The sequence below is a fragment of the Streptomyces sp. NPDC059455 genome (assembly GCF_042750115.1).
GTDB lineage: Bacteria > Actinomycetota > Actinomycetes > Streptomycetales > Streptomycetaceae > Streptomyces > Streptomyces endocoffeicus.
This window is the reverse complement of the sequence record NZ_JBHYVB010000034.1, coordinates 14,271-28,511: the sequence shown is the minus strand read 5'-3', so window position 1 is coordinate 28,511 and position 14,241 is coordinate 14,271. Positions and strand designations below refer to the sequence as shown.

Below are 14,241 nucleotides of genomic sequence, written 5' to 3'. Positions count from 1 at the left end.
TTCGCGGGGAGGGGGCGAGGCCGCCGTTCGATGTCGGCGGCCTCGCGCTATCGCGATGTGCTCGCGGTCAGTACGCCACCGGACGGTTCTCCCGCGCCCAGAGCCGCTCGGCTTCGCTGCGCGAGGGAGGGGGCCACATCCCGTCGATCATCCAGAGATCCCGGGGCGTCTCGTCGACATGGAACTCGCAGTGCAGCCCGCGGTCCCGGGTGTGAGGGGCCAGCAGGCGGTTGAGCCCCTCGGTGCCCTTCTTCCGCACCTCGGGGTCCGTCAGGTGGCGGGCGATGTGCTCGACCACGACCCGGACGGTGTTGTCCGACGGCTCCCCGCCGACCAGGAACGAGGACTCGGGGACCTCGTGGAAAAGGGTGACGACGTAGAACTTCGGCAGACCGACCCGGGCGTAGTACTCCGTGACGTCCGCGGCGAATCGCCGCTTCTGCTCCGCGGAGTAGGCGTCGACCGGATGGTAGACGTGCCACAGGGGCATTGCTCTCTCCTTCAGGACGAGTGAGGTCGAACGGCGGTGACGAGCGGCTGTCCGTGGCGAGCGGTCAGCGTCCGAGGACCAGGGTGAGGCCCTCCACCGGCCCGGCGAGCGCCGCCTTCATCTGCCGGGTCACGGCGTCGACGAGCACCTCGTTGGCGCCGCTCTCGACGCCGTCCAGGGCCGCCTCCACGACCTCGGCCGGGGAGATCTTCTGACTCGGTATCCCGGCGACCATGTCGGTGTCGGCGAGCCCGAGGTGCACCCCGACCACCTGGGTCCCCTGCTCCGCCAGCTCGATGCGGAGAGAGTTCGTGATCGACCACAGGGCGGCCTTCGAGGCGCCGTAGGCGGCCGCGCCGGCGCCCCAGGACAGCACGGAGTGCATGTCGACCAGCGCGCCGCCGCCCCGCGCGGCGAGGACCGGGGCGAACGCACGGGCCACCCGGAGGGGCCCGAAGACGTTCGTTTCGAACGTGGCCACCACATCGGCCATGTCCGCCGTCAGCAGCGGCGAGGGCAGGAGCACTCCCGCGTTGTTGATGACGATGTCCACATCCGTGGCCCGATCGGCGAGAGCGGCGACCGCGTCCGCGTCGTTGACATCGAGGGAAACGGCCTCCACCCGCGGGTCCTCACTGAGGCTGGGCTTTCGCGCCGTCGCGTAGACCTTCGCCGCTCCGCGCCGGAGCAGTGCCTCCACATACGCCTTGCCGATGCCACGTTGACCTCCGGTCACCAGCACCACGGAACCATCGATCGCAACCATGTCGGGCCTCCTTGTCGGACCTGTCGAATCGCGCGCACGAACCGGCGGGGACGGCGGCCCAGGAGGCCGCGGCCCAGCGGCGCGCTGGAATAGATTATTAGCATCATCTAAAATGGGCCGCAAATATCATCGACGTGGTACCGGCGTCCGGTACCCCAGTCCGGCACCACACGCAGAAGGAAGTACCGACCATGCCCCGAGCATCCCGAGCCGAGGCCGAACGGCACCGCGAGCAGGTGATCGCGGCCACCGCGAAGCTGGTGCGCACCCACGGCGCCGACAAGGTGAGCGTGCCGCAGGCGATGGCGGCGGCAGGTCTGACCCACGGCGGCTTCTACCGCCACTTCGCCTCGAAGGACGACCTGGTCGCCCAGGCGTGCTCGGCCGCGTTCGCCGAACGCCTCGCCGACATGGAGAATCCCCCCGAGGGCGAGGCCACCAGCGGCGCCCGGGCCGCCTTCCTGGCCACCTATCTGTCCGCCCCGCACCGCGACAACCCCGGGCTGGGATGCGCCGCCGCGGCGCTGGCGGTGGACGCCGCGCACGCGGAGCCCGGTGACCCGCTCAAGGGGGCGTACATCGAGGGTGTGCGCAAGCTGATCGGCGGGATGGAGCGCAACGCGAGGACGTCCGGCGACACGGCGGCCGACGAGGAGTCCGTTCTCGTCGAACTGTCCACCATGGTCGGGGCGTTGGTGCTGTCGCGGGCCTGCACGGGAGACGATCTGTCGGACCGCATCCTGACCGCGGTGCGCGACCACGTCCTCGCCGCGTACGAGCACACTCCTGACGGGAAGGACGCGGCCGACACCGGCGAGTGAAACGCGCTCGCGTCAGGGGTTCGCACCCACCTGGTGCCCGGACCCATCTGGTGCCCGGACCCGCTGATGGCGGGCCCGGGCGCGGACTACCGTCCGAGCGCCGAGGACAGCCGCGCCGCGAGCGGCTCGCCGCCGAGGAAGCCCAGCAGCTCGCCGACGGTCGGCCCGGTGGCGGGGCCGTGGCGGGTGACCGCGAAGGCGGCCGCCGCGTTGGCGCCCCGTACGGCGCCGCTCAGGTCCAGCCCGTGGCCGAGGAGGGCCAGGAACGCTCCCGTATGGGCGTCGCCCGCGCCGTTGCTGTCGACCGCGGTCACCTGGCGGCCGGGGATGTGCGCGGGCTCGCCGCCGGGCGGGACCAGCCAGCATCCGTCCGCGTCGGCCCGCAGCAGCACACCGGTGCGCGGGCCCAGCCGGGCGGCGAGCGCCGCCGCGGCCTCCCGGGCGTCGTCCCGGCCGGTCAGCAGCCGCCCCTCGCGCTGGTTGCAGCTGACCCAGTCGCAGCGTGCCAGAACGGGCTCCAGCACCTCCTCCGGGATCTGGTCGGCCAGCGGGCCCGGGTCGAGGAAGACCCGGGTGTACTCCGGCAGCCGTGCCACGAGCGAGGCCAGAACCGGCCCGTTCACCGGGTAGGCGAGCCCGTATCCGGAGATCTGCACCAGGTCGCCGGGGCGCAGCGCGGCGAGCACGGCCGTCGCGTGGGCCTCGGTCAGCCGGGCCTCGGCGCCGAGGCTGGTGGCGAAGGTGCGCTCGCCACCGCCGTCGACGAAGGCCACGCAGAATCCGGTGTCCTCCTCCGTGAGAGGAGGCAGCGGCACCTCGATGCCTTCCCGGGCGAGGTCCGCCCGCACCCGGTCGCCGAACGGCCCGGTGCCATGGGCACCCGCGTACACGGCCGGCAGGCCCAGGCGGCGGGCGGCGGTGAGGACGTTGAATCCGCCGCCCGTGGTGAGGGTGGTGTCCCGCGAGATGATGTCGCCGCCCCGCTCGGGCAGTGCGGGCACCCGCATCACCAGGTCGACGATGGCGTTGCCGAGCAGCACCAGCCGACCGCCCGTGGCCTCGCCGGATCCCCCGGGGACGCCGTCGTGGCCGGTCATGAGGCCTCCCGCGCGGCCGGGGCGGGCAGCACCTGCTGCTGGGGCGGCTGCGCGGACGACTCCTCGCGGACGGTGCCGTCGAACCGGCGCAGCAGGGCGTAGACGCCGGCCGCGAGCACCAGGGTCACCACCCATCCCAGCCCGTTGGACCCGATCCAGCTGTGGGCGAACGGCCCGGAGAACCACACGTCGGTGACGCTGGTGCTGGCCTCGGTGAACAGCAGGCCCATCACGATGGCCGCCGCCCAGGCGATCATCGCGGCCCAGGCGACCCCGCCCCGGAACCAGTAGCGGCTGGAGCGGCCGACGTCCATCAGGGCCGCGCCGTCGTAGGACCGGCGGAGTATCAGATCGACCGCGAAGACACCCACCCAGGCGGTGATGGGGACGGCGAGGAGGGTGAGGAAGGTGATGAACGGGCCGTAGAAGTCCTTGGCGATCAGGATGAAGTAGATCCCGCCCGCGAAGGTGACGACCACGTCCAGGCCGACGGCGAGGGTGCGCCGGACCCGTATCCCCAGGGTGATCATGGTGAGTCCGGCCGAGTAGACGGACAGGTGGTTGGAGAGCAGCAGTCCGCCGAACGCGGCGATCAGATACGGGATGGACATCCACGAGGGCAGCATCGTGTTGATCGCCGAGACGGGGTCGGAGGCGGAGGCCAGATCGGGTTCACCCGCCGCGAGGAGCGAGCCCAGTGAGATCAGCACCACCAGCGGGATACCGGCACCGAAGGCGGAAGCGGCCACCAGCCTGCCGCCGGGAATCCGGCGGGGCAGGTAACGGGCGTAGTCGGCCCCGGTGTTGGCCCAGCCGATCCCGGTACCGGCGGCGATCATGCCGACGCCCACGACCATCGAGCTCACCGGCCCGACCGGGGCGTGGAAGACCTTGCCCCAGTCCACGGTGGTGGCGAGAAAGCCGATCACGACGAGGTTGAGCAGCCCGAAGACATAGCTGGCCCACCTGTTGATCCACATGATGGTGGCGTGGCCCAGGCCGCTGATCAGCAGGGTGCAGCCGATGAAGACCAGCAGGCACACCACGGTGAGGACGGTGTTCCGCCGGATGCCGAAGGCGGCGTCGAGCAGCGCCAGCAGGGCGAAGGCGGCCGTGGTGGTGTTGATGGTCTCCCAGCCGAGCCGGCTCATCCAGGTGACCAGCGTGGGCCCTGCGTTGCCACGGACCCCGAACACCGCGCGGGAGAGGGTGAGGGCGGGCGCTCCGCCCCGCTTCCCGGCGATGCTGAGGGCGCCCACCAGGGCGAAGGAGCCGAAGGACCCGAGGATGGCCACGACGGCCGCCTGCCAGATGTTCAGGCCGCGGAAGCTGACCAGCGCCGCGCCGAGCGGCAGGCCGAGGATGCTGATGTTCGCCGCGAACCAGGTCCAGAACATCTGGCTCGCATGGCCGTGGCGCTCGGCGTCGGGAACCGGCTCGATGCCTCTGGTCTCCACGGAGCCGACGCGGTCGTTCTCTGAAGCCGCCATGGTGGTACCTGTCTTTCTGTCCGGGGGCGCTCCGGTGCGGATGTGGGGGCGGAGGTGTGTGTCATTCGGCCGTGTCGGCGCGCAGCGCGAGCAGGGCCTTGGCCAGCGGTTCCAGGTCGAGGTCGTTGACCGAACGCAGGGTGGCGAGGGCGTCGCCGGGCAGGGCGGACGCCCCGCTGACGGCACCGGCTATGGCGCCGGCGATGGCACCGATGGTGTCGCAGTCGCCGCCGAGGTTGGCCGCCAGCAGGCAGGCCCGCCATGGCTCGCCCTCGGCCAGGGACAGCACGGCGAAGGCGGCGGGGACCGACTCCTGGCTGGCGACGCTGGTGCCGACCAGGTCGCAGACGCGGTCCAGGGCCTCCCGCTCGGGCAGTCCGCGGACCAGGTCCACGGCCCAGCCGATGCGGGCGGCGATATCGGCCCCGGCGACCCAGTGGCCGCGCTCGGCGCCGGCCGCGGCCGCCGTGATCGCCGCGCCGACGGCGTCCTCCAGGCCGCCGCCGTCGATGCCACGGCTCACCGCGGCGGCCACGGCGGCGGCGGAGGCGATGCCGATGGAGGTGTCATGGGTGACCTGGCATGCCTCCGCGACCCGGTCGAGGAAGGGCTCCAGGGGTGTGTCGGGGAAGGCGACGCCGACGGGGGTGATCCGCATCGCCGCGCCGTTGGTGGCACCGGACTTGCCGGCCTCCTCCGGCGGTACGCCACGGGACACGGCCTCCAGGGCGGCCTTGGTGGAGGGGCCGAGCAGATCGAAGGAACCCTTGGCCTTCATGGCGCGCTCCCACTCCAGGAGCTCGTGCGCGAGCCGCAACGGGTCGATCCGGCCGCCGGACCCGGTCAGCAGCCGGCCGACGATGACGGCCTGATCGGTGTCGTCCGTGACCGAACCGGCGGGCATTCCGGCGCTCACCGGGTTGTCCTCCGGGCCGGGTTCGAAATCGGTGACGGTGCCGAACCGGGCGACGATGGACCGCCGGGACATGATCTGCGTGGGCATACCGAGGGCGTCGCCCATCGCCAGGCCGTAGAGGGCGCCGAGCGCGCGGTCGTGCTGGTGGTTCATTCGGATTTCCTGTCAGTGCGCGAAGGCGGTACGTCGGGCGTGGGCGGGCGCGGTGTTACGTCGGGCGTGGGCGGGCGCGGTGTTACGTCGGGCGTGGGCGGGCGCGGTGTGCGGTCTCATCGGGGCCGCTTCTTCGCGGATGCCTCATTGCCGCTGCCCAGGGCCGTCTCATCGGGGCTTTCGCCGAAGCCGAGGTGCAGCTGGAAGCGGGCGGGGTCCAGGAGGCTGGTCACCTGCTCGACGATCCGGCCATCGGGCCCGCGGCTGACCCTGCGGGTGTTGAGCCAGACCTCTCCCACCTGGCGGCGGAGCAGGGTCGCCTCGTCGGCGGCCAGTTGACGCACGGACGCCCATTCGTCCCCGTGCGTGGCCCGGATGCCGACCGCGGCGAGGGTCTTGGTCAGCGAACCGTCGAGGAGCCCGCCGAGCGGGACGTCGGCCAGGGCCGCGACCATCGGGACCCGGCTGCGCTCCAGCGCGACCGGTGTGCCCTCCGGCAGCACCCGCAACCGGTCGAGCGCCATGAACTCGACGCCCTCGATGCCGAGTTCACCGGCCAGCCGGGCATCGCGCACCGCTTCGAGACGGAGCACCTCGGTGGTGACCTGGGCTCCCTGGTCGGCCAGCGCCCTGGTCCACCCCAGCCGGTTGTCCAGCAGGCCGCCGTCGAAGGTGACGAACGAGCCGACACCCGCGTGGGTGGAGATCAGCCCTTGCTTGCTGAGCTCGTCCAGCGCCTGGCGGACGGTGGCCCTGCTGACCGCGAAGCGCCGGGTGAGCGCGTGTTCGCCGGGCAGCCTGCTGCCCGGCTCCAGGGCGCCGCTGTGGATCTCACGGGCCAGGACGCGGGCGATGCGCTGATGCTTGAGGACCTGTTTAGGCATGTCCGGAAGTTAGCCATACATGTTCAGTCCTGTCTAGAGCCGCAAGCACTCGAATCGGAAACTGATCACCCTTGGTCCGGGAACGCCGATGACAGCGGGAACTGATGGCAGCGGGAAAGCTGATGGCACGGCCCGCCGTGAAGCGGACCGTGCCATCGGCGAACAACAGCCAGGGGGCTCATCAGGCCGCGTCGTGCAGAATCGCCGCCAGCTCACCGGGCCGGTCGAACATCGGCCAGTGCCAGCCGGGCAGCTCCCGGTACGCCCACTCCTCGGTCGCCATATGGCGGAAGGCCGGAACGACGCCGATCCGCGCCCGGACCTCTGCCACCGGGAAGCTGCACAGCACATGCAGCCGCGGCAGCTTCTCCCATGCCCCGGTCAGCCGGACCGGGGTGGTGGCGGTGGCCCACGGCTGCGGGGCGGACAGCCGCACCAGCCGTTCGAGCGTGTCGTCCGGCAGCCCGGACACCTCGGAGGCCAGCCGCCGCCACGGCGGGGGCGGCAGCCGCCAGCCGTCCCCCTCCGTACGAACCAGCTCGGCGTTGCGCGACCGCTCCTCCGGCGGGGTGAACTCCAGGTGGGACATTCCGTCCGGCAGCGGTCCGCTGTCGATGAACACCAGGCGGCTGATCCGGCCGGGCATCCGGTCCGCCACGCCCGGGGCCACCACCGCACCGGCATAGCTGTGCCCGACCAGCACCACATCGCGCAGGTCCTCGTAACGGATCAGGTTGAGCACATCGGTGATGTGGGTCTCCAGGTCGGTGTCGGGCCGGGCCAGGTGTGCCCGTTCGCCCATCCCGGTCAGGCTGAGGGAGTGGACGTCGTGCCCACGGCCGCGCAGGTCATCCGCCACCGGGCGCCAGGCCCAGGCACCGAGCCAGAACCCGGGAAGAAGTACGTAGGTTGCCATGGCTCAGACGCTAGAAGGAATACCGGACAGCATCCGCCCGGTATTCGCGGAATACTTGCCCGGTATGAACCGACCGACCGCCCGCGTGCTCGCCCTGCTGGAGATCCTCCAGGCCGGTGGCACCCGTACCGTCGCCGATCTGGCCGACCGGCTCGGCGTGGACGAGCGCACCGTCCGCCGCTATGTCGGCCATCTGATCGACCTGGACGTCCCGGTCCGGTCGGTGCGCGGCCGCTACGGCGGCTACCGGCTCGCCCCCGGCTATCGGATGCCGCCGCTGATGCTCACCGACGAGGAGGCGCTGGCCGTACTGCTCGGCCTGGTCGCCGGCCGCCGGGCCGGGCTGGTGACCACGTCCGTCGCGGCGGCCGAGAGCGCCGCCGCCAAGGTGCGCCGGGTGCTGCCCGAGGCGCTCGGCCGCCGCCTGGACGCGCTGCTGGCGACCGCCGACTTCACCGCCCCGGCCCGCCCGATGGCCGTCCCGGAGACGGGCGTGCTGCTGATGCTCGCGGAGGCGGCACGGGACCGCCGTCCCGTCGCCATCGGCTACACCGCCTGGAAGGGGCGGCGCAGCGAACGCACCGTGCATCCGTACGGGGTCGTCGCGCACTCTGGGCGCTGGTATGTGACGGGGGCGGACTCGGCCAGCGGCGAGGTGCGCACGTTCCGGCTGGACCGGATCGAGACGGCCTCGGTGCTACCGGGGTCGTTCGATGTGCCCGAGGGGTTCGATCCGGCGGCCCGGGTGCTGGCCGGGCTGGCCGGGGTGCCGTATCTGCACGAGGTGTCGCTCCGGGTCCAGGGCACGGTCGAGCAGGTCCGCCACCGGCTCCCACCCGGGCTCGCCACCGTGCGGGAGCTCCCGGCCGGCCCGGCGCGGGACGCGGCCGCTGCCCCCGGGGAAGGAGAGGGCACCGCATGGGTGCGGGTCGAGTTGCGGGCCGAGCGGCTGGAGTGGGTGCCCTCCGTGCTCGCCTGGCTGGACCTCCCGTTCGTGATCGAGCGTCCGGACGCGCTGCGCGACCATGTGCGCGCCCTGGCCCGCCGACTCGCCACATGCGCCGACGCGGTCGCCGATGCCACCGAGGAGCCGGAGTCCCGCGCGGAGTGACACCGGATCGTTGAAGCACCCCGGGGTCGTGCCGGTGCGACGCTCAGCCGCGAGACCACCGTACGGCGGTGTCGGCCACGGCGGAACGCGCCCGCTCCAGTGTCTCGGGGTGCCCGAAGAGACCCGGCAGTCCGCCGGTGTGCACGAAGACCGTGCGCTGTCCGGGGCACACCTGGCCGTCGTGGACGGCCGCGATGAGACCGGCCAGGGCGCGGCCGGTGTAGACGGGGTCGAGGACGATGCCTTCGGTGCGGGCCGCCGTGGTGATGGCGTCCATGACCGGTTCGGTGAGCGCGGAGTAGCCGGGCCCGACCTGATCCAGGCGCAGCCGCAGGGACGTGGCCGCGGGCTGTCCGGACAGCCCCTCGACCAGGTGGCCGACGGTGTGCTCGGGATCCGCGACGGCTCCGCAGTGCACCCCCAGCACCCGCTCGGCTCCGAGGGTGTGGACGAGCCCGGCCATGGTGCCGCCCGATCCGACCGCCACGACCGCCGTGGTCAGGTCCGGGTCCTGCACCAGGAGTTCGGTCCCCGCCTCGGCATAGCCCTGGGCGCCCAGCACACTGGAGCCACCGAAGGGGATCACCGCGGGCCGGGCGCCCCGCTCGCGCAGGTCCCGGGCCACGTCCTCCACCGCCGCCGCGAGTTCCGTCTCGCTCACCTCGCCCGCCCATACGACGCGGGCGCCGAAGAGACCGTCGAGCGCGATGTTGCCGGTCATGCCCTCGGCCGGGGCACCGGCGAGGACCAGGACCACGTCCATGCCCAGCCGGGCCCCGGCCGCGGCCGTCAGACGGGCGTGGTTGCTCTGGGCGGCCCCGCTGGTCACCAGCGTGGTGGCGCCCTCGGCGCGGGCGGCACCGGCCGTCCACTCCAGCTTGCGGACCTTGTTGCCCCCGCCGCCCAGCCCGATCAGATCGTCACGCTTGATCCACAGGTCATCGGGGTCCAGCCCGATGGCACGGGCCAGCCGTGGCGCGGCCTCGAGCGGTGTGGGCCGGCTCATCAACTCGGCCCGAGTGGTGTCCTGGCCCCGCGTGGCGCCCTGATCCTGCGTGGCGCCCTGATCCTGCGTGGTGCCCTGACGTTCTTCTGACACGATCGCCGCCTTCGCCTCACATATCGGGGCCGGGCTCGGCGTGAAGGGGTTGCGACAAGGCGGCCTTGGCCTGCCTGGTCTCCTCATCGGCGAGTACTTCCAGCCAGTCGTTCGCCAAGGCTTCCATGGTCTGCTCGGCCACGTCGACCGCGCTGATCTTCGGTGCGTCCACCCAGGCGCTGAGGTGCTACTCGGATGCGGAAGGGTCGGGCTCGGGTCGCTGCCGCTCGAGTTCGGTGTAGCGGGCGCGCATCGCCTCACTCGCGGCCGGGCCCGCGGTGAACACGTACATCTCGCTGTCGTCGAGGCTCCGGCCGGTGCGCGCGTCCACCACGACGGGTTCGGCCTCCTCGCCGGTCCGGGCGTCGACCAGGATCATGGCGCGCTCCTCCGGTGCGAGGTGCTGATTGCCCCAGGCGGCCAGCGCGACGACCACGGGCCGCAGCGAACGGCCGCGCTCGGTCAGCACGTACTCATGGCGGACCGGGTTGGTCTGGTAGGGGCGCCGCTCCAGCAGGCCGTCCGCCACCAGGGTCTTCAGCCGCGTGGTGAGCATGCTGGTGGAGATGTTCAGGCTCTGCTGGAACTGGTCGAAGCGCGTGTAGCCGTCGAAGGCGTCGTGCAGGATCAGCAGCGTCCACCACTCCCCCACGTGCTGAACCGTGGTCGACAGCGGGCACTCACGGTCCTCCAGCCTGATCCGGCTTGCCATCGCGACACCCTCCCGAGTTACTGCTAATGTGAAAGTCACTTGCTTCTATTTTAGCAGTCACAAGGGGTGCGCCCTGCGCGCATTCCGGAACGGACAGCCTTGCCCACACCCAATGACTCTCTCTCCGGCCGTCGCGCCCTCGTCACCGGTGGCACCAAGGGCACCGGAGCGGCGATCGCGGCCCGGCTACGGACGGCCGGTGCGACCGTACTGGTCACCGCCCGCTCCCGGCCCGAGGACGTCCCCGACGACGACTTCGTGGGCGCCGACCTGACCACGCCTGAAGGCGCGGAACACATCGCGCGGGAGGCGCGGCGGCGGCTGGGCGGCGCGGACATCCTGGTCCATACGCTCGGCGGCTCGGCCGCGCCCGCCGGTGGCTTCGAGGCGATGTCCGAGGAGATCTGGCAGCAGGAGCTCAACCACAATCTGCTCGGCGCCGTCCGCCTGGACCGCGCCCTGATCCCGGGCATGATCGAACGGGGCGGGGGCGCGGTGGTCCATGTCTCCTCGATCCAGCGGCGGATGCCGCTGTGGAACGGCACGCTGGCCTACGCCGCCGCCAAGGCCGCGCTCACCACCTACAGCAAGGGCCTGGCCAACCAGGTGGCGCCGCTCGGGGTGCGGGTGAACACGGTGTCCCCCGGGTTCATCCAGACCAGCGCGGCCGACGCACTCATCGACCGCATCGCCGAGCAGACCGGTGACCGGGAGTCCGCTCTGGCATCGCTCATGGACTCCCTCGGCGGCATCCCCCTCGGGCGTCCCAACCGACCCGAGGAAGTCGCCGAACTCGTCGCCTTCCTCGTCTCCGACCGGGCCTCCGCCATCGTCGGCGCCGAGCACGTCATCGACGGCGGCACCGTACCCGCCGTCTGAGAACCGCCCCACCGAGAACCGACCGGGAATCCCCATCCGACAGACCATCGAGGCACCCATGACCGACCGCACCACGCCCCTCGACGCCGCCGATCTGCCAGACGCCGTCAAGCGGTACCTGACGGCACACAACGAGCGCGATGTGTCCGCGGCCTCAACCGCGCTGGCGCCGGACGCGACGGTCGTCGACAACGGCAACGCCTACGAGGGAATCCCCGCCATCGAGCGGTGGCTGGGCCGCGCCACCTCCGAGTTCACCTACACCACCACTTTCCTCGGGGCCGAGCACGAGGGCCCGGACCGCTGGACCGTCACCCAGCGGCTCGAGGGTGACTTCCCCGGCGGCACCGTCGACCTTCGCTATCGCTTCACGCTCCGTCAGGGCCTGATCAGCCACCTCACCATCGCCCCCTGAGCCGCTTCAGACACTCTCCACCGCGGGGCCGTCGGGCACGGCCCGCACCCGCCCGGCGCGCACCACGTTGCCGAGCGGGCTCCCCGCCTCCAGGCGGTCGATGTTGGCCGCGATATCCGTGGCGCGGGCGGCGAACGTCTCCTCCGTGTGGCCCGAGTTGTGCGGTGTCATCACCACATTGGGCAGTGTGTGGAACGGCAGACGGCTCGGCGCGTGGGGCGGGCCGGCCCACCACACATCGAGGGCGGCCCCGGCGATGGTGCCGGCCGACAGCGCCTCGTACAGCGCCTCCTCCCGCACGACCGGGCCACGGGCGACGTTGACCAGGAGGGACCGCGGGCCCATCGCGGCGAGTTCGGCCGGGCCGATCAGTCCGCGGGTCGCGGAGCTCAGCGGCACGGTCACCACGACGATGTCGGAGTCCGCCAGCAGTTCCGGGAGCCGGTCCGTGCCACCCACCCAGTCGGGGCGCAGATCGTCGGGCAGCGGGGCCGACGGGTCGCGGCGCACGGCCCGTACGCCCAGGCCGACCGCCTGGCACAGCCGTCCGATCTCCCGCCCCGTCTCGCCGAAGCCGATGACGCCGACCCGGCGGCCCCGCAGGGTGTCCCCGAAGGGCAGCGTGGCGTCGACGGCCACGTTGCGCCACCGACCGGCCCGCAGCTCCCGGTCGGCCGTGAGCACCCGCCGGGACAGCATCAGCACGCACATCAGGACGTGTTCGGCGATCGACGCGCCGTGGTGAAAGGTGTTCGCCACGGTCACATCGGGCCCCAGCGCCTCCAGAGGGATGCCGTCGTAGCCCGCGCCGACCACGTGGACGAGGCGGAGGCGCTGGGCCCGGCGCGCGTGGTCCTCGGAGAGCTGTGAGCCCACGTACACATCGACGAAGGCGATGGCGTCGGCGATCCGTACCGCGTCCCAGTCGCAGACGTCCAGCCACTCGTGCCGGTCCTCGGTCCGCTCCCTCAGCCGTTCGCCGAACCTGCTCAGGATCCGGTGGTTGAGCATGATGCGCATTCCGTGGTCACCACCGGGGTGTCGTGGGCTCGAAGGCGGGGTCGAAACGGCGCATATAGCCGGTGTCGTCGCGGTCGCGCAGCCCGCAGTCAAGGTACTGCCGGTGCAGCCGGGCGAGCGCCTCCCGGTCCAGTTCCACGCCGAGGCCCGGGGCGGTGGGCAGCTCGACCCGCCCCTCGGTGAACCGCAGGACCCCCGGGACGATCACGTCCTCGTCCGGCCGCTTCCACGGCCAGTGAGTGTCGCAGGCGTAGGTCAGCCGTGGCGTGGCGGCGGCCAGATGGGTCATCGCGGCGAGGCTGATGCCCAGATGGGAATTGGAGTGCATGGACAGACCGAGGCCGAACGTCTCGCAGATCGCGGCCAGTTGCGTACAGCGCCGCGGACCGCCCCAGAAATGGTGGTCGGACAGCACGATGCCCACCGCGCCCTGGGCGACGGCGGGGGCGAGGTCGTCGAAGGACACGACGCACATGTTGGTGGCCAGCGGAGTGTCGGTCCGCCGTGCCACGGCGGCCATCCCGGCGATGCCCTCGGTCGGGTCCTCCAGGTACTGGAGGGTTCCATCGAGTTCATGGGCGACATGGAGCGAAGTCTCCTCGCTCCAGGCGGCGTTCGGGTCCAGCCGCAGCGGCAGATCGGGGAAGGCCGCCCGCAGGGTGCGTATCGCGGCGATCTCCTCGTCGGGCGGGAAGACACCGCCCTTGAGTTTGATCGAGGAGAAGCCGTACTGGTCGATCATGCGCCGGGCCTGTGCGACCAGTCCGTCCGGGTCGAGCGCCGCGCCCCAGTCGTCGTCCTCCTGGTCCGGGTGTCCCGCCCATTTGTAGAAGAGGTAGGCGCTGTAGGGCACGGCGGGGCGCACGGCGCCGCCGAGGAGGTCGCTGACCGGCCGTCCCACCAGCTTGCCCTGGATGTCCAGACAGGCGACGTCGAACGCGGACATGACGCGGTCCACGGCGCTGCTTCCCGTGACCATGCCGGACATGCCGTCCCCACCGGCGATGTCCGAACCGAGGGCGCGACGGGTGCGCAGCGTCAGGTCGTTGAGGCTCCACACGTCCATGCCGACCAGTTCTTCGCCGGCCCGGCGCAGCCGCTCCAGGTGGACCGTGCCGCCGTAGGTCTCGCCGATGCCGATGACGCCGGTCTCCGTGGTGAGTTCCACGATGGTGCGCAGCGCGTACGGTTCGTGCACTCCGACCGTGTTGAGCAGGGGATAGTCCCGGAAGGCCACCGGGGTGACCGCGACTTCGGCGATGCGTTCGGCCGTTCTGGCCATGGACACCATCCTCATATGTAGCAGCTGTCTTCATTTGTAGACATGATCGAAGGGGCTGTCAATGATCGGGGCGCTCCGGGGATCCGGCCCCACGCCGGCACTACAATCGACCGGCGCCGTCGTCCGGTTCGGGATGACCGGCGGGGGACGACGGCGGACGACCACGCGTCAGGGTGAGCGACGGAGAAGG

General features: G+C 71.8%; 16 protein-coding genes. 4 read left to right on the top strand and 12 right to left on the bottom strand.

The annotated features are described in order from the left end of the window. Nucleotides 1–67: 67 nt before the first annotated feature. Together ACFXB5_RS14980 and ACFXB5_RS14975 are read right to left on the bottom strand one after the other, a co-directional pair. Nucleotides 68–490 carry a tautomerase family protein gene (locus ACFXB5_RS14980; RefSeq protein WP_385207230.1) on the bottom strand — a complete coding sequence of 141 codons (423 nt, stop codon included), beginning with the start codon at nt 488–490 and terminating at the stop codon, nt 68–70. Nucleotides 491–554: 64 nt separating this feature from the next. Further along, nucleotides 555–1,256 (bottom strand): SDR family oxidoreductase, encoded by a 702-nt coding sequence (locus tag ACFXB5_RS14975; RefSeq protein WP_385207227.1) that lies wholly within the window; start codon nt 1,254–1,256, stop codon nt 555–557. A 191-nt stretch (nt 1,257–1,447) separates the two neighbouring features. Between ACFXB5_RS14975 and ACFXB5_RS14970 the strand changes: the two genes are divergently transcribed. Further along, entirely contained in the window at nt 1,448–2,077 is a 630-nt protein-coding gene (locus tag ACFXB5_RS14970; protein WP_385207224.1) for a TetR/AcrR family transcriptional regulator, read from the top strand. 86 nt (nt 2,078–2,163) lie between these two features. Here ACFXB5_RS14970 and ACFXB5_RS14965 read toward each other — a convergent pair whose 3' ends face one another. From ACFXB5_RS14965 to ACFXB5_RS14945, 5 genes are all read right to left on the bottom strand, one after another. Next, complete coding sequence (locus tag ACFXB5_RS14965; protein ID WP_385207221.1) at nt 2,164–3,174, bottom strand: PfkB family carbohydrate kinase; 1,011 nt, start codon at nt 3,172–3,174, stop codon at nt 2,164–2,166. Beyond that, nucleotides 3,171–4,664 (bottom strand): purine-cytosine permease family protein, encoded by a 1,494-nt coding sequence (locus tag ACFXB5_RS14960; protein WP_385207219.1) that lies wholly within the window; start codon nt 4,662–4,664, stop codon nt 3,171–3,173. Before ACFXB5_RS14960 ends, ACFXB5_RS14965 begins: the two co-directional genes overlap by 4 nt. Before the next feature lie 61 nt (nt 4,665–4,725). Beyond that, on the bottom strand, nt 4,726–5,733 hold the full coding sequence (locus ACFXB5_RS14955; RefSeq protein WP_385207216.1) for an ADP-ribosylglycohydrolase family protein: 1,008 nt from the start codon (nt 5,731–5,733) through the stop codon (nt 4,726–4,728). Between the two features lie 116 nt (nt 5,734–5,849). Continuing rightward, on the bottom strand, nt 5,850–6,617 hold the full coding sequence (locus ACFXB5_RS14950; RefSeq protein WP_385207213.1) for a GntR family transcriptional regulator: 768 nt from the start codon (nt 6,615–6,617) through the stop codon (nt 5,850–5,852). 181 nt (nt 6,618–6,798) lie between these two features. Next, on the bottom strand, nt 6,799–7,533 hold the full coding sequence (locus ACFXB5_RS14945; RefSeq protein WP_385207210.1) for an alpha/beta fold hydrolase: 735 nt from the start codon (nt 7,531–7,533) through the stop codon (nt 6,799–6,801). Between the two features lie 64 nt (nt 7,534–7,597). Between ACFXB5_RS14945 and ACFXB5_RS14940 the strand changes: the two genes are divergently transcribed. After that, nucleotides 7,598–8,644 (top strand): helix-turn-helix transcriptional regulator, encoded by a 1,047-nt coding sequence (locus ACFXB5_RS14940; RefSeq protein ID WP_385207207.1) that lies wholly within the window; start codon nt 7,598–7,600, stop codon nt 8,642–8,644. 43 nt (nt 8,645–8,687) lie between these two features. On the opposite strand, the gene ACFXB5_RS14935 is transcribed toward ACFXB5_RS14940, so the two are convergent. The 3 genes from ACFXB5_RS14935 to ACFXB5_RS14925 are packed head-to-tail and all read right to left on the bottom strand — an operon-like array spanning nt 8,688 to nt 10,455. Continuing rightward, complete coding sequence (locus tag ACFXB5_RS14935) at nt 8,688–9,743, bottom strand: D-cysteine desulfhydrase family protein (protein WP_385207205.1); 1,056 nt, start codon at nt 9,741–9,743, stop codon at nt 8,688–8,690. 16 nt (nt 9,744–9,759) lie between these two features. Next, nucleotides 9,760–9,915: a hypothetical protein gene (locus tag ACFXB5_RS14930; protein ID WP_385207202.1), complete on the bottom strand. Its 156-nt coding sequence runs from the start codon at nt 9,913–9,915 to the stop codon at nt 9,760–9,762. Between the two features lie 15 nt (nt 9,916–9,930). After that, nucleotides 9,931–10,455, bottom strand: coding sequence for a winged helix-turn-helix transcriptional regulator (locus tag ACFXB5_RS14925; RefSeq protein WP_385207199.1), 525 nt, complete (start codon nt 10,453–10,455; stop codon nt 9,931–9,933). A gap of 99 nt (nt 10,456–10,554) precedes the next feature. On the opposite strand from ACFXB5_RS14925, the gene ACFXB5_RS14920 reads away from it, so the two are divergent. Next, complete coding sequence (locus ACFXB5_RS14920; protein ID WP_385207196.1) at nt 10,555–11,334, top strand: SDR family oxidoreductase; 780 nt, start codon at nt 10,555–10,557, stop codon at nt 11,332–11,334. Between the two features lie 58 nt (nt 11,335–11,392). Further along, the gene (locus ACFXB5_RS14915) at nt 11,393–11,749 is read left to right on the top strand and encodes a nuclear transport factor 2 family protein (protein ID WP_385207193.1); all 357 of its coding nucleotides are present in this window, start codon (nt 11,393–11,395) and stop codon (nt 11,747–11,749) included. Between the two features lie 6 nt (nt 11,750–11,755). Here ACFXB5_RS14915 and ACFXB5_RS14910 read toward each other — a convergent pair whose 3' ends face one another. Beyond that, nucleotides 11,756–12,769: a 2-hydroxyacid dehydrogenase gene (locus ACFXB5_RS14910; protein WP_385207191.1), complete on the bottom strand. Its 1,014-nt coding sequence runs from the start codon at nt 12,767–12,769 to the stop codon at nt 11,756–11,758. Between the two features lie 7 nt (nt 12,770–12,776). Continuing rightward, a complete protein-coding gene (locus ACFXB5_RS14905) occupies nt 12,777–14,051 on the bottom strand; it encodes a glucarate dehydratase family protein (protein ID WP_385207188.1) in 1,275 nt (424 codons plus the stop codon). Nucleotides 14,052–14,241: the final 190 nt, after the last annotated feature.

What these genes read in the sequence shown, in the direction of transcription:
- ACFXB5_RS14980 (WP_385207230.1), bottom strand. Translation starts at nt 490, where the DNA reads ATGCCCCTGTGGCACGTCTACCATCCGGTCGACGCCTACTCCGCGGAG.
- ACFXB5_RS14975 (WP_385207227.1), bottom strand. Translation starts at nt 1,256, where the DNA reads ATGGTTGCGATCGATGGTTCCGTGGTGCTGGTGACCGGAGGTCAACGT.
- ACFXB5_RS14970 (WP_385207224.1), top strand. Translation starts at nt 1,448, where the DNA reads ATGCCCCGAGCATCCCGAGCCGAGGCCGAACGGCACCGCGAGCAGGTG.
- ACFXB5_RS14965 (WP_385207221.1), bottom strand. Translation starts at nt 3,174, where the DNA reads ATGACCGGCCACGACGGCGTCCCCGGGGGATCCGGCGAGGCCACGGGC.
- ACFXB5_RS14960 (WP_385207219.1), bottom strand. Translation starts at nt 4,664, where the DNA reads ATGGCGGCTTCAGAGAACGACCGCGTCGGCTCCGTGGAGACCAGAGGC.
- ACFXB5_RS14955 (WP_385207216.1), bottom strand. Translation starts at nt 5,733, where the DNA reads ATGAACCACCAGCACGACCGCGCGCTCGGCGCCCTCTACGGCCTGGCG.
- ACFXB5_RS14950 (WP_385207213.1), bottom strand. Translation starts at nt 6,617, where the DNA reads ATGCCTAAACAGGTCCTCAAGCATCAGCGCATCGCCCGCGTCCTGGCC.
- ACFXB5_RS14945 (WP_385207210.1), bottom strand. Translation starts at nt 7,533, where the DNA reads ATGGCAACCTACGTACTTCTTCCCGGGTTCTGGCTCGGTGCCTGGGCC.
- ACFXB5_RS14940 (WP_385207207.1), top strand. Translation starts at nt 7,598, where the DNA reads ATGAACCGACCGACCGCCCGCGTGCTCGCCCTGCTGGAGATCCTCCAG.
- ACFXB5_RS14925 (WP_385207199.1), bottom strand. Translation starts at nt 10,455, where the DNA reads ATGGCAAGCCGGATCAGGCTGGAGGACCGTGAGTGCCCGCTGTCGACC.
- ACFXB5_RS14915 (WP_385207193.1), top strand. Translation starts at nt 11,393, where the DNA reads ATGACCGACCGCACCACGCCCCTCGACGCCGCCGATCTGCCAGACGCC.
- ACFXB5_RS14910 (WP_385207191.1), bottom strand. Translation starts at nt 12,769, where the DNA reads ATGCGCATCATGCTCAACCACCGGATCCTGAGCAGGTTCGGCGAACGG.
- ACFXB5_RS14905 (WP_385207188.1), bottom strand. Translation starts at nt 14,051, where the DNA reads ATGGCCAGAACGGCCGAACGCATCGCCGAAGTCGCGGTCACCCCGGTG.